The sequence below is a fragment of the Rhizobium sp. AAP43 genome (assembly GCF_001296045.1).
Lineage (GTDB): Bacteria > Pseudomonadota > Alphaproteobacteria > Rhizobiales > Rhizobiaceae > Allorhizobium.
The window spans coordinates 101,719-123,833 of the sequence record NZ_LJHS01000041.1 but is presented as its reverse complement, the minus strand read 5'-3'; the positions used below and the strand labels follow the sequence as shown (position 1 = coordinate 123,833).

At 62.5% G+C, this 22,115-nt stretch carries 15 protein-coding genes; 9 read left to right on the top strand and 6 right to left on the bottom strand.

Translation table 11 applies throughout. The annotated features are described in order from the left end of the window. The first annotated feature begins 529 nt into the window (after positions 1–529). The gene (locus IP76_RS18730; protein WP_054159756.1) at positions 530–1,489 is read left to right on the top strand and encodes a bile acid:sodium symporter family protein; all 960 of its coding nucleotides are present in this window, start codon (positions 530–532) and stop codon (positions 1,487–1,489) included. Between the two features lie 47 nt (positions 1,490–1,536). On the opposite strand, the gene IP76_RS18725 is transcribed toward IP76_RS18730, so the two are convergent. Beyond that, the gene (locus IP76_RS18725) at positions 1,537–2,565 is read right to left on the bottom strand and encodes a glycerophosphodiester phosphodiesterase family protein (protein ID WP_054159766.1); all 1,029 of its coding nucleotides are present in this window, start codon (positions 2,563–2,565) and stop codon (positions 1,537–1,539) included. Between the two features lie 250 nt (positions 2,566–2,815). On the opposite strand from IP76_RS18725, the gene IP76_RS18720 reads away from it, so the two are divergent. Both IP76_RS18720 and IP76_RS18715 read left to right on the top strand, forming a co-directional pair. Continuing rightward, the gene (locus IP76_RS18720; RefSeq protein WP_054159755.1) at positions 2,816–4,534 is read left to right on the top strand and encodes a GH32 C-terminal domain-containing protein; all 1,719 of its coding nucleotides are present in this window, start codon (positions 2,816–2,818) and stop codon (positions 4,532–4,534) included. An 86-nt stretch (positions 4,535–4,620) separates the two neighbouring features. Next, the gene (locus tag IP76_RS18715) at positions 4,621–6,108 is read left to right on the top strand and encodes a pyruvate kinase (protein ID WP_054159754.1); all 1,488 of its coding nucleotides are present in this window, start codon (positions 4,621–4,623) and stop codon (positions 6,106–6,108) included. Positions 6,109–6,111: 3 nt separating this feature from the next. On the opposite strand, the gene IP76_RS18710 is transcribed toward IP76_RS18715, so the two are convergent. Continuing rightward, a complete protein-coding gene (locus tag IP76_RS18710) occupies positions 6,112–9,618 on the bottom strand; it encodes a PAS-domain containing protein (RefSeq protein ID WP_054159753.1) in 3,507 nt (1,168 codons plus the stop codon). A gap of 191 nt (positions 9,619–9,809) precedes the next feature. On the opposite strand from IP76_RS18710, the gene mscL reads away from it, so the two are divergent. The 6 genes from mscL (at position 9,810) to IP76_RS18680 (ending at position 17,885) form a co-directional block, all read left to right on the top strand. Next, positions 9,810–10,235 (top strand): large conductance mechanosensitive channel protein MscL, encoded by a 426-nt coding sequence (gene mscL, locus IP76_RS18705; protein ID WP_054159752.1) that lies wholly within the window; start codon positions 9,810–9,812, stop codon positions 10,233–10,235. A gap of 138 nt (positions 10,236–10,373) precedes the next feature. After that, positions 10,374–11,543 (top strand): pyridoxal phosphate-dependent aminotransferase, encoded by a 1,170-nt coding sequence (locus IP76_RS18700; protein WP_054159751.1) that lies wholly within the window; start codon positions 10,374–10,376, stop codon positions 11,541–11,543. A 164-nt stretch (positions 11,544–11,707) separates the two neighbouring features. Beyond that, positions 11,708–12,742: a UDP-glucose 4-epimerase GalE gene (galE, locus tag IP76_RS18695; RefSeq protein ID WP_054159750.1), complete on the top strand. Its 1,035-nt coding sequence runs from the start codon at positions 11,708–11,710 to the stop codon at positions 12,740–12,742. A gap of 181 nt (positions 12,743–12,923) precedes the next feature. Continuing rightward, positions 12,924–13,994 (top strand): HlyD family secretion protein, encoded by a 1,071-nt coding sequence (locus IP76_RS18690; RefSeq protein WP_054159749.1) that lies wholly within the window; start codon positions 12,924–12,926, stop codon positions 13,992–13,994. 1 nt (position 13,995) lies between these two features. Further along, positions 13,996–16,770, top strand: coding sequence for a ribosome-associated ATPase/putative transporter RbbA (rbbA, locus tag IP76_RS18685; RefSeq protein WP_054159748.1), 2,775 nt, complete (start codon positions 13,996–13,998; stop codon positions 16,768–16,770). Between the two features lie 2 nt (positions 16,771–16,772). After that, positions 16,773–17,885, top strand: a complete 1,113-nt coding sequence (locus tag IP76_RS18680) for an ABC transporter permease (protein ID WP_054159747.1) — start codon at positions 16,773–16,775, stop codon at positions 17,883–17,885. Here the strand turns inward: IP76_RS18680 and IP76_RS18675 are convergent, their stop codons facing one another. The 4 genes from IP76_RS18675 to IP76_RS18660 form a co-directional block, all read right to left on the bottom strand. Next, positions 17,886–18,932 carry a YeiH family protein gene (locus tag IP76_RS18675; protein WP_156318639.1) on the bottom strand — a complete coding sequence of 349 codons (1,047 nt, stop codon included), beginning with the start codon at positions 18,930–18,932 and terminating at the stop codon, positions 17,886–17,888. 106 nt (positions 18,933–19,038) lie between these two features. After that, positions 19,039–20,094: a TRAP transporter substrate-binding protein DctP gene (gene dctP, locus IP76_RS18670; protein WP_054159745.1), complete on the bottom strand. Its 1,056-nt coding sequence runs from the start codon at positions 20,092–20,094 to the stop codon at positions 19,039–19,041. A gap of 23 nt (positions 20,095–20,117) precedes the next feature. After that, positions 20,118–21,407 carry a TRAP transporter large permease gene (locus IP76_RS18665; protein ID WP_054159744.1) on the bottom strand — a complete coding sequence of 430 codons (1,290 nt, stop codon included), beginning with the start codon at positions 21,405–21,407 and terminating at the stop codon, positions 20,118–20,120. Continuing rightward, on the bottom strand, positions 21,407–21,991 hold the full coding sequence (locus IP76_RS18660) for a TRAP transporter small permease (RefSeq protein ID WP_054159743.1): 585 nt from the start codon (positions 21,989–21,991) through the stop codon (positions 21,407–21,409). The genes IP76_RS18665 and IP76_RS18660 overlap by 1 nt, the downstream gene beginning before the upstream one ends. Positions 21,992–22,115 lie beyond the last annotated feature (124 nt).

Here is a 22,115-nt window from a genome sequence, read left to right as displayed (position 1 = left end):
CCCTGATCGGGCTAAGCCTTCGATTTTGCAACCTCTCCCGCAAGGGGAGAGGGGGCCGCACGATCCCGCCCTTCGACAGTCTCAGGACCCGGATAATGGGGCGCGGCTTGTGTGATGACCTCATCCTGAGGCGCCGTCGCGAAAACGAGGGCCTCGAAGGATCCCGGCCGCAGATACAAGATTGGCCTCGTCCTTCGAGGCCCGACTGTGTCGGACGCCTCAGGATGAGGGGTAGAGGGTGCGGGCGGGGCTTGGTCGCGATTGGTCGACGCATTGCCCCAAGCTATTGTGTAGAAGGAAGGATCAAAGCCACTCGGGTTTCGTGGCCCGGCATTGTCACGCTTGCACAGGAGGTCGCTATCGAGCTTACCTGGGGCCGCCGGCCAGCGCAAAAACGACACGCTCACGCATAATTTGGTACGTCATGCAGACAATACTGTCTCGGCGTACTGTTCCGCTCCCATCCGTTCTTGACAGGAGCCGAGGCGGGCATACACCGCGCCTTTTCCGCTTTTTTGAATAGGCAGTCATGAAAACGCTCGCATCTTTTTCCACCTTCGTCGGCAAGACCTTCGCCGGCTGGGTCATTCTCTTTGCCGTGCTCGGCTTCTTCTTCCCCGATGTGTTCAAGCAGATCGTGCCGTGGATCGTCACGCTGCTCGCGATCATCATGTTCGGCATGGGTCTGACAATTTCGGCCGACGACTTCCGCGAAGTGGTGAAGCGTCCCTTCGACGTGGCCATCGGGGTGGCCGCGCAATTCCTCATCATGCCGCTTCTCGCCGTGCTGCTGACGATGGTCATTCCCATGTCGCCGGAAGTGGCAGCCGGTGTCATTCTGGTCGGCTGCTGCCCTGGTGGCACCTCCTCCAATGTCATGACCTATCTCAGCAAGGGTGATGTTGCGCTGTCGGTTGCATGCACCAGCGTGACTACGCTGGCGGCTCCTATCGCCACACCGTTTCTCGTATGGCTGTTCGCCAGCCAGTTTCTTCCCGTCGACGCCATGGCGATGTTCATCAGCATCGTAAAGGTCGTTCTGGTGCCGCTGTCCCTCGGATTTGCCGCACAAAAGCTGGTGCCCGGTCTCGTGGCGAAGGCTGTGCCGGCGCTTCCGCTGGTGAGTGTCTTCGGCATCGTCCTGATCGTTGCGGCCGTCGTCGGCGCCAGCAAGGGTGCCATCGTCCAGTCCGGCCTCATGATCTTCGCCGTCGTCGTGCTGCACAATGGTTTGGGCTATCTTCTCGGCTTCTTTGCTGCCAAGGCATTCGGCCTGTCGCTGGCCAAGCGCAAGGCAATCGCCATCGAGGTTGGCATGCAGAATAGCGGCCTCGGGGCGGCCCTCGCGAATGCCTATTTCTCCCCGCTCGCTGCCGTACCAAGCGCGATCTTCAGCGTGTGGCACAACATTTCCGGCGCCCTTCTGGCGAATTACTTTGCTGGACGTGTGGACGCGGACGGCAAGCCGGATGACAGAGCCAAGGCCTGATGCGCGAAGAATAGCGGTCCGGGCAACTCTGCTCGGGCTCGCATCCGTCAGTTGGTCAGGTCGTAAGGCCGCCTCAGGCCCTGACGTTCGAGCCAGGCGATCACGGCATCCGGCTCATCGGTCTGGATGATCGTCACGCCGCGATCAACGAAGAAGCCCCAGACATCTTCCGGTCGCCCGGATGACAGCGCCAGATAGTCGCCGCGCCCGCCGGCCACCATGCCCTCGGGGCGATCGGTGATCGGATAGGTGTTGATCCACAAATGGGCGTCATTGCGGATCGCGACTGCCTTGGCATGCGGCGTGAGCAGCGGCCCACCATCTGCGGTGATCGGCTGGCTGGCATCGCGGTGCCAATGGATGAGCTCGGCGGCCGGAGCTGCCAGTTGCGACTGGATACGATCGAGAAAGCCGGGCTCGACCACGCCGTCATCCGCAAGGATCGGCATGAAGGCGATATCCGGCCCGATGGCGCGGCGAATGTCACGGGCAAGCTGCAGCCGATCGGCATTCCACACCGCAAGCTTCAGCAGCACGCCATTCTGCATGTTAAGCCGGTGCGCCAGTTCGGCAATCTCGACCAGCGCTTCCGGCTCGAGCTTGTTGTCGATATTGATCAGGATCCGCCCGCCCGCATGCAGCATTGCTTCTTCAAGCGTGAAGACATGCTCAGTCGTCGGCTGACGGCTATCCTCAAGCACCAGCCGGCAGTGGCGAAGCGCGGCGAGCGTGTACTCGGCAACAAGACCTTGGCATGTCGTGGTGCGATCGAGCGTGGCGTCATGCATGATGACGAGGGCACCATCCGAGGAGCGCCGGACGTCAAGCTCGACCATTTCCACCCCGGTTGAAACCGCGTGGTCGATGGCTGCGAACGAATTCTCCGCCCGGACGATCCGGCCGCCTGTCTTCCAGCCAGCCCTGTGCGCCACGACCATGACGTGGTCGCGCCAGAGATTGGCACGGGTCAGGCGGTGATGGATGAGGGTGGCGCGACTGTCGATGGGGCGCAGCGCGTGGCTGGCGGGTGCGATCAGGGCCAGAAAGAGACAGGCGAGGAGCACGACGAAACGCATGGGGGCCTCCATATGCGATCAGTCTTTTCGCGATAGGCGCGTCGCGTGACGGCGACATGAAGGAATTCTAACGTTAAGATGAAAGCATCAGGGGAGGGGCCGGCCGCGCGATCCTAAGGGTTGCAGTGGCCAGGAGCATCTGCGTCCCGATGCGCGGCATCCCTATGCCGCCCGAACAGCATCCCGGGAACAACGTCGTGCGGCGATCCGTTGATCGCCGGGCGCCTGGACGAGCTTGAGGGAGACGAAGATGAAAGTGACGATCGATGTACCGGTTGGCCATCGCCGCATCGAGATGGATCTGCCCGTCAATGCGATCCTGCATATCTGGCTGAAGGCGGTGACATCAGGCGAGCCGGGTTCGCTGTCGCTTTACAGCGTGAACGGCAAGTTCGGCGAGGTGCAGGCCGTCAATGCCGAGGAAAACTCCTTCCGCATCTATCAGGTCTTTGCCGGCGGAACGGTCGTGCTGGCCTATGACCCGGCGGTGACTTCGGTTTCCGTCGTCTACTGGTTTACGCCATCCGACGTGATCGAGACGGGCATTACGGTGGTTCACACCAATCCCGCCAATGCGCCCCCGGATCTCCCGCATGGCTATCATTTCCGCCCGCCTTTCGGCTGGATGAATGATCCGAACGGTTTTGGTCGTTTCGGCGGCCGGCCGCATCTGTTCTACCAGCATTATTCCCACGGCCGGACCTGGAACAACATGCACTGGGGCCATGCGGTCTCGTCGGATTATCTGCGCTGGCGGCATCTGCCGGTCTTCCTCTTTCCCTCGGAGGAGCTGACCGTGCGGCCGGACAAGCGCGGCGGCGCCTTTTCCGGCTCGGCCATCTCGGCCACCGACGGACCGGGCATTCGCGTCTTCTTCACCGAGAAGATTGCCGACCGCACGCCAGAGCAGGAAATCCAGCTGACCGCGACCTCGGCGGATCTGTTTACCGCGGGAGCTGCCGACGTGCTTTTGCCGCGCCGGCCTGACGGCGAGGACCTGACCTTCGATTTCCGCGATCCCTATGTGTTTCGCGGACCGGACGGGCTTTGGAAGATGCTGCTCGGCAGCCAGAGCGACAAGGGCGGTGTCATCCTGCTCTATGAAACGTCGGACCACACGGCTGCGACGGGCTGGACCTATTGCGGCAAGCTTTACGTCGAAACGCGTTACCACACCTCGGCGCTCGAATGCCCCTGTCTGCTGCCGATAGATGGCGATCCGCGCGATCCGAAAACCCGCTGGGCACTGATCTACGGCCTGATGAACGGCGAAGATGCAGAGACAAGCCGGAAGAACCTGACCATGGTTGATATCGGCTGGTTCGACGGGCGCAGTTTTGCCAAGGAATTTGGACGTGAACTCGATTTCGGCACCGACAATTATGCCTTTCAGGCCTTTGTCGATGCCGGATCACCCGTGGGGATCGGCTGGCTCGGCAACTGGGCCGATGCCGGTCCGACCATCGATTTTCCCTCGGCAATGTCCCTGCCGCGCACGCTGGTGCTGGAAGGCGGCGACCTGCTGACGCCGCCGATCGGGGCGGTGGAGAGCCTGCGGGCTCGCATGATCGATCGGACGCGGCTGGCGGCCGGACAGGCTGTCGCGCTGCCCAATGGTGCAGCCGAAGTCGTCTTTGATCTTGCCGCAGCCGGAGCTGCCTTCCGGCTGGAATTTGACCATCCCTCGGTCAGGCTCGCGGTGGTGCAGCACGATGAGGGGCTGGAAATCCTGCATGGGGAACAGGGCGCGGCGAAGGCGAAGGATGCCGCGCCGCGTTATCTCGCCCGCCACGCCGGCGTCCGGCGTCTGCGCATTTTCATCGACTATGGCTCGATCGAGGTCTTCGCCGATGGCGGACGCTTGACCGCCACGAAGCGGATCGCCGGTTTTGACCCGGTGCGATCCCTGGCGCTGGTGGCCGAGCCGGGGACGGTGGTGCAGGCGACGGTCTGGTCACTCAGACTTTAGGGAGCGTCCTCAAGTGGCTTGATCCACGTCATCGGCCTGTCAACATGCGTGGACTAGGTTCTGGCATCAAATACGTGGAGCACGTCATGAACAGCCAGGAACGTTATAATGCCACAAGCCGCGCGGCCGCGCTGCATGTCGAACTGACGGCTCTGCGGGAGGTGATCGTCGCGGAGGCGGAGAGCCTGCGCAACGCCTGGGCCTGCGGCCGGGATGCCGAGCCGAAACTTGCCAACCTTGCCCATTATCTGGCCTTGCGCCGTCACGATATCCGGCCGCTGCAGCGCCATCTGATGGCGCTCGGCCTGTCCTCGATGGGAAGGCTCGAGAGCCGCGTTCTGCCGACCGTCGATGCCGTGCTTGCAGCGCTTGCCGTCCTGTCGGGCGCGGAAGGGGCGCGGCAGAGCCCTCCGGCCGAGACGGTGTTCTTTGCCGGCGAAGACGCGCTGGAGACGGCGACGACACAGCTGTTTGGTCCTTATAACGGGACGCGGCGGACCCGCATCATGGTGACGCTGCCGGGGGCCGCGGCCGATGGGCCTGATCTGATCGATGATCTCGTTCGCGCCGGCATGGATGTGGCGCGCATCAATTGTGCGCATGACGATCCGGAGGCCTGGCGTGCAATGACCGCCTTTGTCCGCGCCTCTGCCGCCGCCTGGGGTCGCGAGGTCAAGGTGATGATGGATATTGCCGGGCCGAAGATCCGCACCGGCACGGTTGCGAGTTTCGAAAAGAAGGCAAAGCTCCAGGCTGGCGACTGCGTGCGGCTTGTCGCGACGGGCGAGCCGCGCTGCGATGGCAAGATCGCCTTTTCCGCCGGCGTGTCACTGCCGGAAATGGTAACACGGCTGAGTGCCGGAGACCGGCTGCGCTACGATGACGGCAAGCTGGAGGCGGTGGTCGAAAGCGTCGGTGAGGGCGAGGCGATCATCCGGGTGACACGCACCAAGGCCGGTGGCGTCAAGCTCAAGGCGGAGAAGGGCATCAACCTGCCAGATACGGCGCTTGGGCTCTCGCCGCTGACGGCCAAGGATGAGACCGATCTCGAAACTGTCATCGAATGCGCGGATCTCATCGGCTATTCCTTCGTCAGCCGACCGGAAGACATCGACCTGCTTGACGCCGTGCTGGCGCGCGGCGGGCGCGACGGCCGGCAGCTCGGGCTGATCGCCAAGATCGAGCAGCCGCTCGCCCTCACCAACCTTCCGGCCCTGATGGCCAGGGCGTCACGCCGCGGCCCCTTCGGCGTGATGATCGCCCGTGGCGATCTCGCAGCCGAGATCGGGTTCGAGCGTCTGGCCGAGATGCAGGAAGAACTTCTGTGGATCTGCGAGGCGGCATCGGTGCCTTGCATCTGGGCGACGCAGGTTCTGGAAGACATGGTCAAGGAAGGCATTCCGACACGCGGTGAGATGACGGATGCGGCCATGGCGGCGCGGGCCGAATGCGTGATGCTCAACAAGGGAGACGCCGTCGTCGAGGCTGTGGCTCTGCTTGACCGGTTGCTTGGCCGGATGAACGACCATGTCTTCAAGAAGACGCCGACGCTCAGGGCACTGAAAAGCTGGTGAGGCTCACTCGGCGGCCGCCTGCCTCTGCGACGACACCTGGGTGATGAAGGCGCGGAGTGCCGCCGGCTTGACCGGTTTGTTCTGCAGCGTGATCTGGTGCCGTTCGGCCTCGGCGCGAACTTCGGCCGAGCGGTCGGCGGTGATCAGCAGGGCCGGGATATCCGCCTTGCACAGCGACCTGAGCCGGAGAATGGCGCCGATGCCCGATCCGTCGCCGAGATGATAGTCGGCGATGACAAGATCCGGCGCCGGCCCGCCGGTGAGGACCTCGTCCATTTCGGCGATCGATCCCGCCAGCGTGACTGCACAGCCCCAGCCGGAGACGAGCAAATCCATACCTTCAAGGATCTTTGGCTCGTTATCGATGCACAGCACGCGGAACCCCTTGAGCGACGGGGTGACGCGGTGGCTTTCGTTGAGGGGTGTCACGCCCTTGGCCGACGGTTTGGCCAGATCGAGCGGCATTGCCACCCGGAAGGTCGTGCCCTTGCCGGGCTTCGAGGTGAGTTCCACCGGATGGTGCAGGACCTTGGCGATACGGTCGACGATGGAGAGGCCGAGCCCGAGGCCGGACGCGGTGCGCATGCCTTCTTCAAGGCGGGCGAATTCTTTGAACACGGTGCGGAATTTCGACGCGGGAATGCCGATGCCGCTGTCCGTCACCTGGATGACCACCTTGTCGCCCTGTCGGCGTGCGCCGACCACAACACGGCCAGCCGGCGTGTACTTGATCGCGTTGGAAACGAGGTTCTGGACAAGGCGGCGCAGGAGCGTCGGGTCGGAACGCACCGAGAGTGAAGTGGGCATGACCACGAGCTTGAGTTTCTTCTCGCGGGCCATGGGGGCAAAGTCGGTGGCGATCCGCTGCATGAGCGTATCGAGCGGCACGGTCGAAAAGCGCGGCTTCATCGCGCCGGTATCCAGACGCGATATGTCGAGCACGGCGCCGAGGATGCTTTCCACCGATTCCAGCGCGGAATCGATGTTGTGCACCAGTGCGCTGTTGTCGGACACGCCCATCCGCTCGACCAAAGACGAGGAGTATAGGCGAGCGGCATTGAGCGGCTGCAGGATGTCGTGACCGGCGGCGGCAAAGAAGCGCGTCTTGCCGATATTGGCCTCGTCGGCTGCGGCACGGGCCTCGGCCAGAGCATGGTTGACGCGCGTAAGCTCGGCCGTGCGCTCGCTGACGCGCTGTTCCAGCGTCTCGTTTGCCTGCTTCAGCGCAAGGTCTGCCTCGACGCGGGCCGTGATGTCGCTGAAGGTCGCGACAAGGCCCTTGTCGGGCATCAGATTGCAGCGCACCTCGATGATCCGCTGGCCGCCGGCAAGGACCATCTGGAACGGCCGGTCGAATTGATGGAACGAGCGCACGACGGCCGATACCCCGCCTTCCGGCACATCGCCGCGCTGCCCGAGGATCGCGATCATGTCCGCCAGCGGAAAGCCCACCTGGCCGACATGTTCGGGCAGGTCGAGAAGGATACGGAAACGACGGTTCCAGATCGTCAGCCGGTCGGAAGCGTCGAAGACGGCAATGCCCTGTTCCATCTGGGAGAGCGCCGTCTGCAGCATATCCTGATTGTATTGCAGCGCCTCCGAGGCCTGGTCGAGCAGCCAGACGGTATCGGCGGACGGGTCCTCGGCCTTTTGCAGGATCAACGACAGCACCAGCCGTGCAGAAGAGGAGCCGATGGCAGAACCGAGCAGCTGTTCGGAAAAGTGGATGAAGGCCATGTCGGCCGGGCTGTCATCGGCGAGCTTGCGCCCGGCCGATTGCTCGTAGGAGCGGAAAGAGCGTTCCATCCGCTCATTGCCGAGATAGCGCGCGATGGCTGCCTTCAGGTCTCCGACCGCGACACTCGTCTTCCAGCCGCGCGTGGCGAAGTTGGAGCGCGGCTGCCGCTTGATGAAGATCGCCGACTGGATGCGCTCGACCGGCCGCGGATTGCGGCTGAGCGATCCGATGACGAAGGCAAGCGTGTTGACCAGGAGGCTGAACAGTGTGGCATTGACCAGCGGATCTGCATGGGCCTGTTCGAACATCGACAGGCCCGGAAGCAGGAAACCGAGAACGCGTGATGCGATCCAGGAATGATCTTCGGCGCCAAGGCTCGGCAGGAAGAGAAGATAGGCCCAGGCGAGAAAGCCGGTGCAAAGCCCTGCAATGGCCCCGCGCGCATTGGCCCTCCGCCAGATGAGGCCACCCAGCATGGCAGGCGCGATCTGCGCGATGGCCGCGAAAGACAAGAGCCCGATCTTGGCAAGCCCGGTCGTGTTGTCGGCCGAGCGGAAATAGATGTAGCCGAGCAGCATGACGCCGAAGATTGCCGTGCGCCTGATATGCAGCAGCGTTCGGGCGAAGTCCTCGCGCGCGCTTGGTCGGCCGAGAAGCCGCTGCCGCAGGAAGATCGGCAGGACCATGTCATTGGAAATCATTATCGCAAGCGCCACCGAGGCGACGATCACCATGGCCGTCGCTGCGGAAAAACCGCCGATGAAGGTGACGAGGGAAACAATGCTCGACCCGGCGGCCAGCGGCAGCGACAGCACGTAGAGATCCGCATCTCCGGTGCCGCCAAAGATCATGATGCCGGCAATGGCCGCCGGCAGGACGAAGATGTTGATGGCGACGAGGTAGATCGGCATGAGAATGCCGGCCAGGCGCAATTCTCGCGGCGTGCGGTTCTCGACCACTGTCACATGGAACTGACGCGGCAACATGATGATGGCGAAGGCGGACAGCCCGATCAGCAGCAGCCACCGGCTCGGCGCGGTTTCATAGGAGAGGACCTCCATGACCGCAGGGCTGTTTGTTGCCTTGTGCCACAGGTCCGCGGGCCCGTTGAACATCGCATAGATGACGAAGAGGCCGAGCGTCCAGAAGGCGACGAGCTTGACCACCGATTCCATCGCGATCGCCAGGATCAGGCCGTCCTGATGCTCGGTCGCGTCCGTATGGCGCGTACCGAACACGACGGCGAAACAGGCCAGCATGAAGGCGACGATGAGCGGCAGGTCGATGAAATAGAGATTGCCGGTGCCGATCCCATAGGCGGATGGATCGATCACGGTCGCGACCGAACTCGACACCGCCTTCAGCTGCAGCGCGATATAGGGAATGATCCCGACGAGGCAGATGATCGTGACAAGCAGGCCGACAATTGGGTTCTTGCCGTAACGCGCCGCGACGAAGTCAGCCCCGGAGGTGATTTTTTCGGTCTTGGCGAGTTCGACGATGCGGCGCATCAGCGGCATGCCGAGCGTGTACATCAAGATTGGCCCGATATAGATCGCCATGTATTCGAGCCCGCGCTCGGCCGCGAGACCCACGCCGCCGAAATAGGTCCAGGACGTGCAATAGACGCCAAGGCTGAGCGCATAGACCACCGGGCGTCCGCCGGCCGGCACGCCTCTGACGCGCGAGCGTCGGTCGCCATAGCTGGCCACAGCAAAGAGCAGCAGCAGATAGCCGAGTGCCGTCGCAACGATGATCCATCCTGGGAGCACGTGTTCCTCCTCGCCTGCACCCGAGGGAACCTTAAGGCATGTCTGAGGCTTTTCAAATCGTTTGGAAATTGACCTTAGTCGAACATGTCCACCGTCCCGGTGATGATTCACCATTTTCGAAAAGGTCAATCTTCGTTAACGATAAATCGTGGCCCAGCGGCCGCGCCGTCTACGCAAATAGGAGCAGGGGCATGTTAAACGAATTCAAGACATTCATCGCACGCGGCAACGTCATGGATCTCGCCGTGGGCGTGATCATCGGCGGTGCCTTTGGACTGATCGTCAATTCGCTGGTGCAGGACATCGTCATGCCGATCGTCGGCGTGGTGTTCGGCGGTTTCGATTTTTCCAACTACTTTCTGGCTCTGAGCAGCAATGTCACCGCCACCTCGCTTGCTGCGGCGCGCGAGCAGGGCGCGGTATTCGCCTATGGCAACTTCATCACCGTGGTCATCAACTTCCTGATTCTGGCCTGGATCATCTTCCTGATGGTCAAGGGCGTGAACACGCTTCGCCGGTCGCTGGAACGGGAAGAAAAGAAGGCAACCGATGCCGCGCCGCCGCCGGCAGACGTGCAGCTTCTGACCGAAATCCGAGATCTCCTGAAGTCGCGCTGAACCGCCAATCCGACGCAGCCCCTGATCAGGGCTGCGTCACCCATCACCCGCATCGATGCGCTGCTCACGGAAAATCATGGGATTTATCACCGGTGATCGGTTAGACACGTCGCAATCGATGACCGGAGTTTTGCCCTGATGCCTCTTTTGAAAGACCTGAGCCCGCGCGCCCTTGCCGCCCCCGAAAGCGGTATCGTCGAGATCATCAATTATGCGCGTGGCCGTGATAATCTCCTGCCGCTCTGGGCAGGCGAAGGCGACCTTCCCACGCCTGATTTCATCAATAAGGCAGCGAGCGACGCCCTTCTCGGCGGCGAGACCTTCTACACCTGGCAGCGTGGCATTCCCGAACTGCGCGATTCGTTGTCGCGCTACTATAATCGCCATTTTGCCGTCGATCTTCCGGCGGAGCATTTCTATGTCACGGCCTCCGGCATGCAGGCGATTGCGCTTGCCGTACAGGCGCTGACTGCCCCCGGCGACGAAATGATTTACCTCTCGCCCTGCTGGCCGAACATCGTCTCGGCCATCGATCTGGCCGGTGCAAAATCCGTCTGCGTGCCGCTTTCCTTCACCGACGGTCGCTGGGTTCTCGATCTCGACCGGTTGGAAAAGGCGATCACGCCGAAGACGCGCGCGCTGTTCATCAACACGCCGTCGAACCCGACCGGTTGGACGGCGTCACAGGATGACCTGAAGGCGATCCTCGAGATCGCGCGCCGCCACGGCATCTGGATCCTCGCCGATGAGATCTATGCCCTCTATTATTACGGCGGCACGGAGCGCGCGCCCTCCTTCCTCGATGTAATGGAAGCGGGTGACAGGGTGATCTTCGCCAATTCCTTCTCGAAGAACTGGTCGATGACCGGCTGGCGCGTCGGCTGGATTGTCGCTCCGCCGGAACTCGGCCAGGTGCTGGAGAACCTGATCCAGTATTCCACCTCCGGTGTTGCCCAGTTCATGCAGCGCGGCGCGGTCGTTGCGCTCGACCAGGGTGATGATTTCGTGCGCGAGAATATCGCCCGTGCCACAGCCTCGCGCGACATCCTCTGCGATGCACTGATTGCCACCAACCGCGTCGAGACGCTGAAGCCGGAAGGCGCGCTGTATGCCTTCCTGAAGATCGACGGGATCAAGGACAGCCGTCAGGCCGCACTCGATATCGTCGACAAGACGGGCGTGGGCTTGGCGCCCGGAACGGCCTTCGGTGAAGGTGGTCTGCCGTTCTTGCGGGCGTGCTTCCTGCGCAATCCGGCGCATATCGAGGATGCCGCTACGCGGCTCGTGGACTACATCAAGGCGCTCTGACGTCGATCGGTACCGATCGATAAAATGCGACGGATCGGCTTTGTGGGTCCTTAAGCATCTTGCCCGAAAACTGCGCGAAATCAGAGGCTTGGGTGCCTTAAATAAGCAGTCGGAAAGGTCGCCGTGCTTTTCTCTTCCCAACTATAAGAACGGGAAGAAAAATCATGGCGATCTTGGTGACAGGTGGTGCCGGCTATATTGGCAGTCACATGGTCTGGGCGCTCATCGACCAGGGCGAGGACGTCGTGGTCGTCGATCGACTGTCGACGGGCCTGCGCTCGGCAGTCGCGCCTGAGGCCCGCTTTTACCTCGGCGACATCGGCAAGCCATCCGTGCTGAAGCAGATTTTTGCGGAGAACGAGATCGAGGCGGTCATCCATTTCGCCGGCTCGATCATCGTGCCGGAATCGATCGCAGATCCGCTCGCCTATTATGAAAACAACACAGGCAATACCCACAAGCTGCTGACCGCTGCGGTGAAAGCCGGCATCGACAAGCTGATCTTCTCGTCGACCGCTGCCGTCTATGGCCTGCCGGAAACGCCCCAGCCGATCCGCGAGGATGCGCCGCTAAGGCCAGAGACGCCCTATGGCCAGTCGAAACTGATGAGCGAGCAGATGCTGCGCGACACCTCGCGCGCCCATGGCCTGAACTATGTCGCGCTGCGCTACTTCAATGTGGCCGGTGCCGATGTGAAGGGCCGCACCGGCAATTCTGCAGCCGGCGCCACCCACCTTCTGAAGGTCGCCTGCGAGGCCGCTCTTGGCAAGCGTCCGTCGATGTCGGTCTACGGCACCGACTATGAAACGCCCGATGGGACGGGCGTGCGCGACTTCATCCATGTCAATGATCTGGTCGATGCCCATTTGAGGGCGCTGGATTACCTGCGCCGTGGTGGCGGCCCACTGGTTGCCAATTGTGGTTACGGGCGGGGCTACTCGGTTCTCGATATCATCGAGGCTGTCCGGCGTTCGACCAACCATAACTTTGTCGTCGACTACGCACCGCGCCGTCCGGGCGACGCGCCGCTGGTCGTGGCGGATTCGACGCTGGCGAGACGGGTTCTCGGCTGGGAGCCGCAGAATGACGATCTTGATGTGATCGTGTCCACAGCGCTGGCCTGGGAACGCAGGCTGGGCGACCTGCCGAGGGACGATATTCGCGATCTGCGCCGCCGGCTTCTCGGCAGTCGCTTCTGAAAGCCTTTTTCGCAGCATGAGACACACACCGCACCGGCTTGCCGGGGCGGTGTTTTCGTTTGGCTTTCCTGCGCGATCATCGCTTCGGAATTGATGTGCATCAAGCGATCGAACCACCACGCCGCGTAGTCTCACGACCGGTCCGCATTCGCGGAGATGAGGTCAAGGCGGAGAATTCGGCATGGCAAAGCGGCAGAGCGCCTATGTGGTCGCAATCCTGGTGCTGGTGGCGGGCGGTGCGGCCTATTATGGCTGGAAGGGCTTTGAAGGCAACGGCCTGCCGGTCTCGATTGCCAGCGGCAACGGCCGCATCGAGGCGGTGGAAATTGCAATCGCGACGAAATCCCCCGGCCGCTTGAAGGAGATACTGGTCGATGAAGGGGACTTCGCCTCCGCAGGCCAGGTGCTGGCGGTCATGGATACCGAACAGTTGGAGGCGCAAAGACGCCAGTCGGAAGCCGCGGCACGCAGGGCCGAAATTGGTGTCGGGACGGCTGAAAGCGTCGTGGCGCAACGCGAGGCAGAGCGCCGTGCAGCAGAAGCGGTCGTCACCCAGCGCGAGGCCGAGCTGGACGCGGCCGAAATCAAGCTTGCCAGGGCCGAACGGTTGATGGAAAGCCGGACGACCAGCCAGCAGCAGGTCGACGATGATCGGGCAGCGCTGGCCGGCGCGCGTGCGGCGCTGGCCGCGGCCATTGCTCAGGTGGCCGCCGCGGATGCAGCAATCGGGGCTGCCAAGGCTCAGGTCGTCGATGCCGGCGCCATGGTGGATGCAGCAAAGGCCGGAATCGATAGCATAGATGCCGAAATCCGCGACAGCACGCTGCGCTCCCCGCGCGACGGGCGCGTGCAATACCGCGTGGCTCAGGCAGGCGAAGTGCTGGCGGCCGGGGGGCGTGTTCTGAACATCGTCGACCTCGGGGACGTGTATATGGCATTTTTCCTGCCCACATCGGAAGCCGGCCGGGTGGCCCTCGGGGCGGAAGCGCGCCTGGTGCTGGATGCAGCCCCTGACTATCTGATCCCCGCCACGATCAGCTTCGTCGCCGATGTCGCCCAGTTCACCCCGAAGACGGTGGAGACCGAGGAGGAGCGGCAAAAGCTGATGTTCCGGGTCAAGGCGCAGATCCCGCCGGCGCTGCTGACGAAATACATCGCGCAGGTCAAAACCGGACTGCCGGGCATGGCCTATGTCAAACTCGACCCGAAGGCCGAATGGCCTGAGGCGCTCTCCGGCACGCTGGTCGAATGAGATGAATGGTCTGCCAAGCGACATGAGCCAGCCGCGCGATGTGGCACGGATCGAAGGGGTCAGTCTCGCCTATGGCAAGACACGCGCCCTCGATTCCGTGACGCTGACCATTCCGGCGGGTCAAATGGTCGGCCTGATCGGGCCGGATGGGGTCGGCAAGTCGAGCCTGTTATCGCTGATATCAGGGGCGCGCAAAATCCAGTCCGGTCATGTCGAGGTGCTCGGAGGCGACATGGCGACGGCACGCCACCGCAACCGCACATGCCCGCTGATCGCCTATATGCCGCAGGGGCTGGGCAAGAATCTGTATCCGACGCTTTCGGTCTTCGAGAATGCCGATTTTTTCGGACGGCTGTTCGGGCAGGACCGCATCGAGCGCGAGACGCGGATCGCAGCGCTTTTGAAAAGCACGGGCCTCTTGCCCTTCGCCGATCGACCGGCCGGCAAGCTTTCGGGCGGAATGAAGCAGAAGCTCGGGCTCTGCTGCGCTCTGATCCATGATCCGGACCTGTTGATCCTCGACGAGCCGACCACCGGCGTTGACCCTCTGTCGCGACGGCAGTTCTGGCAGCTGATCGAGGGTATCCGCGCCACGCGTCCCGGCATGAGCGTGATCGTGGCGACCGCCTATATGGAGGAGGCTGCACGCTTTGACTGGCTGGTCGCCATGGATGGCGGGCGCATCCTCGACACGGGGACGCCGGCCGAGCTCATGGCGAAAACCGGAACCATGTCGCTTGATACTGCCTTCATCGCGCTTCTGCCGGAAGACAAGCGCGGGCGCCACGCGCCTGTCGCCATTCCCAAGCGAGCGGACGGGCATGAGGCTGACATCGCGATCCGTGCGGATCACCTGACCATGCGCTTCGGCGAATTCACCGCGGTCGACGATGTCAGCTTCGAAATCCCGCGCGGCGAGATCTTCGGATTTCTGGGGTCCAACGGCTGCGGCAAGACGACGACGATGAAGATGCTCACAGGTCTTCTTGCCGCAAGCCAAGGCCGTGCGGAAGTCTTCGGTCATGCGGTTGATCCGCGCGATATCGATATGCGGCGGCGGGTGGGCTATATGAGCCAGGCCTTCTCGCTTTATGGCGAATTGACCGTGCGGCAGAACCTGGAACTGCACGGCCGTCTGTTCGGCATGGACGAAGCGGGGATCGGACCACGACTGGCTGACATGGCCGGCCGTTTCGGGCTGGAGGCCGTGCTCGACGAATGGCCTGAGGCATTGCCACTTGGCATGCGCCAGCGGCTGTCGCTGGCCGTTGCGATGATCCATGGCCCCGATATCCTGATCCTCGACGAGCCGACATCGGGTGTCGATCCCGTGGCGCGAGACGCCTTCTGGCAGATCCTTTCCGACCTGTCGCGTGGCGATGGCGTGACTATTTTCGTGTCGACCCATTTCATGAACGAGGCCATGCTCTGCGACCGCATTTCGCTGATGCATGCCGGCCGGGTGCTGGTTACCGACACGCCGCAGGCGATCATTGAGAGCCGGCAATCGAACAGTCTCGACGAAGCCTTCATCAGCTATCTGGAAGAGGCGATCGGGGAGGGCGGCGACAAACCCGGCCCAGCCGCCGTGCCGGCAGCGCAGGCTCCGTCTCTGACAAACACAGTGCCCGGCAATGCGCACCGCGTCATCGACCTGCGGCGTCTCCTCGCCTATAGCGGGCGGGAAGCACTGGAGCTTCGCCGTGACCCGATCCGCGCGACGCTTGCGCTGATCGGCAGCCTGATCCTGATGTTCGTCATCGGTTACGGAATCAATCTCGACGTTCAGGACCTGACCTTTGCCGTGCTGGACCGGGACGACACGGTGACCAGCCGCGATTACGTTCAGGAAATCGCTGGTTCGCGCTACTTCATCGAGCGTCCGCCGATCCGCGATCACGCCGAACTGGATGCGCGCATGCGTGCCGGCGAGATCAATCTGGCGATCGAAATCCCGGCGGGTTTTGGTCGGAACATCGCCCGTGGCGACATGACGGTCGAAGTCGGTGCCTGGATCGACGGGGCAATGCCGTCGCGAGCAGAGACGGTCTCCGGCTATGTGCAGGGCATGCACGCGACCTGGCTCGCCCGCAAGATCAGAGAAGCTTATGGCGATACGGCCGTGACCGGGCGGTTCGGCCTTGAGCTACGCTATCGCTACAATCCCGATCTCTCGAGTCTCGTCTCCATGGTGCCTGCGGTCATTCCGCTTCTCCTGATGTTGATCCCGGCCATGCTGTCGGTTCTGAGTGTCGTTCGCGAAAAGGAACTGGGCTCGATCATCAATTTCTATGTCACGCCGGTCACGCGGCTGGAATTCCTGCTCGGCAAACAATTGCCCTATCTCGGAATTGCCATGCTCAATTTCCTGATCCTGACAGGTTTTGCCCTCTTCGGTTTTCAGGTGCCACTGACGGGAAGCATCCCGGCGCTGACGCTCGGGGCCTTTTTCTACGTCTTCGCATCCACCGCGCTCGGCCTGCTCCTGTCGACCTTCATGCGCAGCCAGATCGCTGCAATCTTTGCAACGACACTCGCCACGATCATCCCCTCGGTGCAGTTTTCCGGCATGCTCGATCCGGTCTCGGCCTTGCAGGGCGCAGGCGCTATGATTGGTGCCGTCTTTCCGGCGAGCCACTTTGTCACGATTTCCCGCGGCGTCTTTTCCAAGGCGCTCGCCTTCTCGGATCTTGGCACGGAACTGCTGATCCTCAGTGCAACCGGCCCGGCGCTTCTGATGACAGGGGCGCTTCTCCTCAAGAAACAGGCGGACTGACGATGAAGCTCGCCAATATTCTCAATCTCGGCATCAAAGAGTTGCGCGGGCTGGCGCGGGACCCCGCCCTGTTGTTGCTGATCGTCTATGCCTTCACGCTGAACATCTACACCGCCGCAACCGCGGCCCCGGAGAGCCTGAACAAGGCGGCGATCTCCATCGTCGATGAGGATCGCTCGCCGCTGTCGGCCCGTATCGTGGATGCGTTCTATCCGCCGCATTTCCTGACCCCGAAACTGATTGATCCCAGCGTGATGGATCAACGCATGAATGCTGGCCTCGACACATTCGTTCTCGACATCCCGCCCAATTTCCAGCGCGACCTTCTGGCCGGCAAGGCGCCATCGATCCAGCTCAACGTCGACGCCACGCGGATGACGCAAGCTTTCTCCGGTGGCCGGTACATTCAGGAGATCGTCAGCGGTGAAATCGACGCCTTCGTCGATCGCGGCGAGCGCTTGGCGCCAGCCCCGGTGCAGCTATCGCTCAGGGCGCGTTTCAATCCGGAACTGTCGCAGGCCTGGTTCGGCGCAATCAACGAGGTGATCTCGACCGTCACCATGCTCTCGATCATCCTGACGGGGGCTGCCCTCATCCGGGAGCGGGAACATGGCACGATCGAGCATCTGCTGGTCATGCCGGTCACCCCGACGGAAATCATGCTCGGCAAGGTCTGGTCCATGGGTCTGGTCGTGCTGCTGGCGACCATGTATTCGCTGTTTGTCGTGGTGCAGGGCGCGCTTGATGTGCCGCTTCAGGGTTCGATGGTGCTGTTTCTTCTCGGTGCAGCACTGCAACTGGTCGCCGCGACCTGCATGGGCATCTTCCTTGCCACGGTCGCGGGCTCCATGCCGCAATTCGGTCTGCTGCTGATGCTGGTGCTTCTGCCCCTCCAGATCCTCTCGGGTGGGATGACACCGCGTGAAAGCATGCCGGATGTGATCCAGTGGATCATGTCGGCGGCCCCCAACACGCATTTCGTCATCATGGCTCAGGCAGTCCTGTTCCGGAATGCCGGTCTCGACGTGGTCTGGCCGCAGATCCTGGCGCTGGCGGCGATTGCCGCCGTCTTCTTCGTCCTTTCGCTGCGGCGCTTTCGCGCTTTCCTGCGCTGATCAGAGCTTCAGGACCAGAAGCGTGACCAGCACGAGAAGAGCGAGGAAAACCGTTTCCGAGATGAGGAGAACAATGGCGCGCCCGCCGATGCGGAAGACATCCGGCAGCGAGGTCTTGACCCCAACGGCAGCAATCGCGACCAGCAATGCCCATCGCGAGACGGAACCGGCAACCTCGCCAATGATCGGCGGAATGGTCAGAAGCGAATTGAGCGTGGCGAGAACCAGAAACGCGACCACAAAGCCGGGCAACAGCGGCGGCCTACGCATCTGCGGATCGGAAATGCCCCGGCGAAAGGCAAGGGCTGCGACGAGCACCACCGGGGCCAGCATGGTGACCCGGATCAGCTTGACGAAGACGGCGGTTTCGCCGGCCGGGACGGAGACGGAAAAGCCTGCCCCTGCGACCTGGGCCACATCATGGATGGTGGCGCCGAGGAAGATGCCGGTGGCATGGTCATCAAGACCGGCCTGACTGGCGAGGATGGGATAGAAGATCATGGCGAGCGTCGAGAGCATGGTGACGCCAATGACGGCAAAGACCATCTGCTGATCGGCCTCCTTGTCACGCGCGCCGCCGAGTGCAGCTGAAATCGCCATGGCGGCCGAAGCGCCGCAGATGGCAACGGCACCGCCGGTCAAGAAACCGAAGCCGCCGCCCTGGCCTGAGAGCTTCGAGGCCAGGAGACCGAAGAGGATGGTCAGCACCACCGAGGCGACGATCATCATGATCACCGCGGCGCCAAGCTCGGCAAACATGGCGACACTCACGCGGAGCCCGAGAAGCGCAATGCCCAGCCGCAACACGGCGCGGGAGGCGAAGTCGAGCCCATCGGCCGTCTTCGGATCTTCGGCGAGGAAATGCAGGGCGAGCCCGATCAGGATCGCAAGCAGCATGGCTGGCGCGCCGTAATGCTCCGACAGAAAAGCCGAAGCGAGCGCGATCAGGATCGTCACCGAAGCGCCGGGGAAACGGCGGCGCCAGCCATCTGCGAAAGACGCAAAGGACCTGTCCCGCCACGACTGCGGCGGGGGGGGGGAAGGCATGGACATGGAACACCTGTGAAAGGGGCGCGGCGGCGCTCAGCAGTCGCGTCGGGATCTGCGACGAAAGAGAGGATGCGCGGGTGGCCCGCGCATCCCGATCATGCGGTCAGTTGAGCTCGGCAGCGCGCTCGGCATCGACCTTTTTCTGCGCCTCGGCGACAGCTGCCGTGAACTGGTCGAACACCTCGGCACCACCGGTCACATTGCCCTTGAACCAGTCGAAGACCGGGGCGACCGCGCCCTTGAAGGCTTCCTTCTCCTGCGGCGTCGGAACGTAGATCTCACCGCCAGCCTTGGCGAAGTCCTGATAGGCGGCGATTTCCTTGCGCTTCGGCGAGGCAAAGGTCGCCTGCTGCAGGGCGGCAAAGCCGTCGACGACGATCTGCTTCTGCTCCGGCGTCAGGCTGGTGAAGCGGTCGTTCGACATCCACCAGAAGGCGCCCATGTAGCTGTGGCCATCAAGCGTCAGGTATTTGAGGCCGGCATCCGGGAACTTCATCGACATGATGTCGGTGATGCCGTTTGCGGTACCTTCGACAACGCCTGTCTGCAGCGAGGTGAAGAGTTCCGGCCACGGGATCGGGGTGGGGGCAGCGCCCACGGCGGTCGCAGCCTGCTGCGGCAGGTCGGCCGGCACGGTGCGCATCTTCAGGCCCTTGAGGTCCTCGGGCGTCTTCACCGTCTTCTTGGTGTTGGCATAATTGCGCCAGCCGCCGGTATTGCCGATCGTCATCAGGCGGATCTTGTTGTCGCTGTCGGCAAGCGCACGCTCACGCAGCTTGCGCGGGAAGTCGCCGGTGAGCACGGCTTCCGCTACGCGGTCGTCGCTCATCAGATAGGGCAGGTCGAGCACCTGGATGTACGGGAAAAGGCCGGCAGCACCGCCCGATGTCGAGATATAGACGTCAAGCGATCCGTCGGCGATGCCCTGCAGGCATTCCTCACCGGTGGCGCAAAGCTGCGTACCCATGAAGATCTCGACGGCGATCGCGCCGTTCGAGGCGTTTTCGATGTAGTTCTTGAAGACGACGAGGCCGTCATAGTCCTCGTCATTCTCGTTGGAATTGGCCGTGGCACGCAGTGTGATGTCTGCGGCCTGGGCCACGCCGGTAATCGTCAGCGCGCTGGCAAGCAGCAGGGTCTTGAACATGGACTTGAGCATATCGTTACCTCCCGTTTTAAAAGTTAGTCGACAAAGCCCGCAAGGCGCGGGACGGTGAGTGTCAAGGCGGGGAAATAGGTGATCAGGAAGATCACCACGATCTCCGCCAAGAGGAATGGCATGACGGCCCGGGCGACGGTCTCAACCTTCAGTCCGGAGACCGAGGACGTGACGAAGAGCACAAGGCCCATGGGTGGCGTCAGCAGGCCGACCGTCAGGTTAACCACCATGATGATCGCGAAATGGACCGGGTCCACGCCGAGTTGGGTGAAGATCGGCCCGAGGATCGGCCCAAGCACGATGATCGCCGGCCCGGCATCGAGGAACATGCCGACGACAAACAGCAGAATGTTGACGAGCAAGAGCAGAACCAGCGGATTGTCGCTGAGGCTTAGGAAAATGTCGGCCAGCATTTCAGGCGTGTGAGCCAATGAAGCAACGGTCTTGAAGGCCATCGCGGCGCCAATCAGCAGCAGCACGACGGCGGAGGTCATGGCGGCCCGCATCAGGATGCCGGGAATGTCGCGGTATTCAAGCGTGCCGATGACGAACAGGCCGAGGAAGAAGGCATAGCCGGCGGCAATCGCTGCGGCTTCCGTCGGGGTGAAGACGCCGCCCAGAATGCCACCCATGATGATGACGGGGGTGAGCAACGGCCAGAAGGCGCCGATCATGGCCCGGCCGCGCTCACGCCAGGAGGCGCGTTTGGTGGCCGCCGGAAGATCGTAGTGATCGGCCATGAGGCGGATCATCACCATCAGGCTGATGCCGATCAGGATGCCCGGCACGATGCCGGCGAGGAAGAGGGCCGCAACGCTCTCGCCCATGACATAGGCATAGATGATCATGATGCCCGAGGGCGGGATGATCGGCCCGATGATGGCAGAGGCGGCGGTAATGCCCGCGGCGAAGCGGCGTGTATAGCCCTCCTTCTCCATGGCCGGGATCAGCATGGCGCCAAGCGCCGAGACGTCGGCGACGGCAGAACCGGAAATGCCGGCAAACATCATGGAGTCGACGACGTTGACCTGGGCAAGACCGCCGCGCATGTGGCCGACCATGGCCTGGGCGAAGTGGACGATCCGAAGGGTGATGCCGGCGCGGTTCATCAGTTCGCCAGTCAGCATGAAGAAGGGAATGGCCATCAGCGGGAAGCTGTCCATCCCGGCATAGATGTTGCGGTAGAGCAGCACGATGTCGCGCTCCTGGCCGTTCATCCAGAGCAGGATGGCGGGGGCCGCGATCAGGCCGAAGACGATTGGCAGGCCGAAGAGCAGGAAAGCAACGAAGAGGGGGAGGAACAGGCTCAGCATCATTCGGCTCCCAACTGCCCGGCGATCGGGATCGGCGCCAGCCGTTCCCCGAAAAGATTGACGATGGCGCGAAGGATGAGTTCGATATTGACGACGAACATCAGCGTGATGCCGGTGGCAAGCGAGGCCATCATCCAGCCACGCGGGATTTTCATCCAGGTGGACAGGTCAAGGGACGTCGGAATGGCGATGGCCGACATGGCGAAACGGCCGCCAATGCCGGTCACTTCCGACCAGCCGATACGCATGCCGACGAACAGCAGGACAGCACTGAGCAGGAGGAAAGCAAGGGCGATGACGTCGGCGAGGAGGCGGGGCAGGTGGTCGACAATCATGCCGATGGCAACGAAACCACCCTGACGGAAGGCGGTCGGCACCATAAGACCGGTCATCCACAGCATCAGGAAGCGCGAGGCTTCCTCGCTCCAGGCCAGTGCATTGCCGAGGAAGTAGCGGAAGAAGACCTGCATCAGCATGAAGAACAGCATGATGCCGAGGGCGCCGGCACCGAGCCAGAGCCCGACCGTCAAAAGGGCGGCATTGAGCCGGCCGAATTGATGGGTCAGGTATGCGATTGAATTCATGTCTCCACCCGTCACTTATCATCGGTCAATTGCGGGCGACTATCGAAGACAAGTCTTTGCGACGCAAAGACGGTTGTTCCAGTTTGAAGCCCGATCGGAGCAAATTTCTCCACCGAGCCCGTTT

Coding starts and splice junctions, on each gene's coding strand:
- IP76_RS18730 (WP_054159756.1), top strand. CDS start 530: ATGAAAACGCTCGCATCTTTTTCCACCTTCGTCGGCAAGACCTTCGCC.
- IP76_RS18725 (WP_054159766.1), bottom strand. CDS start 2,565: ATGCGTTTCGTCGTGCTCCTCGCCTGTCTCTTTCTGGCCCTGATCGCA.
- IP76_RS18720 (WP_054159755.1), top strand. CDS start 2,816: ATGAAAGTGACGATCGATGTACCGGTTGGCCATCGCCGCATCGAGATG.
- IP76_RS18715 (WP_054159754.1), top strand. CDS start 4,621: ATGAACAGCCAGGAACGTTATAATGCCACAAGCCGCGCGGCCGCGCTG.
- mscL (WP_054159752.1), top strand. CDS start 9,810: ATGTTAAACGAATTCAAGACATTCATCGCACGCGGCAACGTCATGGAT.
- IP76_RS18700 (WP_054159751.1), top strand. CDS start 10,374: ATGCCTCTTTTGAAAGACCTGAGCCCGCGCGCCCTTGCCGCCCCCGAA.
- galE (WP_054159750.1), top strand. CDS start 11,708: ATGGCGATCTTGGTGACAGGTGGTGCCGGCTATATTGGCAGTCACATG.
- IP76_RS18690 (WP_054159749.1), top strand. CDS start 12,924: ATGGCAAAGCGGCAGAGCGCCTATGTGGTCGCAATCCTGGTGCTGGTG.
- rbbA (WP_054159748.1), top strand. CDS start 13,996: ATGAATGGTCTGCCAAGCGACATGAGCCAGCCGCGCGATGTGGCACGG.
- IP76_RS18680 (WP_054159747.1), top strand. CDS start 16,773: ATGAAGCTCGCCAATATTCTCAATCTCGGCATCAAAGAGTTGCGCGGG.
- IP76_RS18675 (WP_156318639.1), bottom strand. CDS start 18,932: ATGCCTTCCCCCCCCCCGCCGCAGTCGTGGCGGGACAGGTCCTTTGCG.
- dctP (WP_054159745.1), bottom strand. CDS start 20,094: ATGCTCAAGTCCATGTTCAAGACCCTGCTGCTTGCCAGCGCGCTGACG.
- IP76_RS18665 (WP_054159744.1), bottom strand. CDS start 21,407: ATGCTGAGCCTGTTCCTCCCCCTCTTCGTTGCTTTCCTGCTCTTCGGC.
- IP76_RS18660 (WP_054159743.1), bottom strand. CDS start 21,991: ATGAATTCAATCGCATACCTGACCCATCAATTCGGCCGGCTCAATGCC.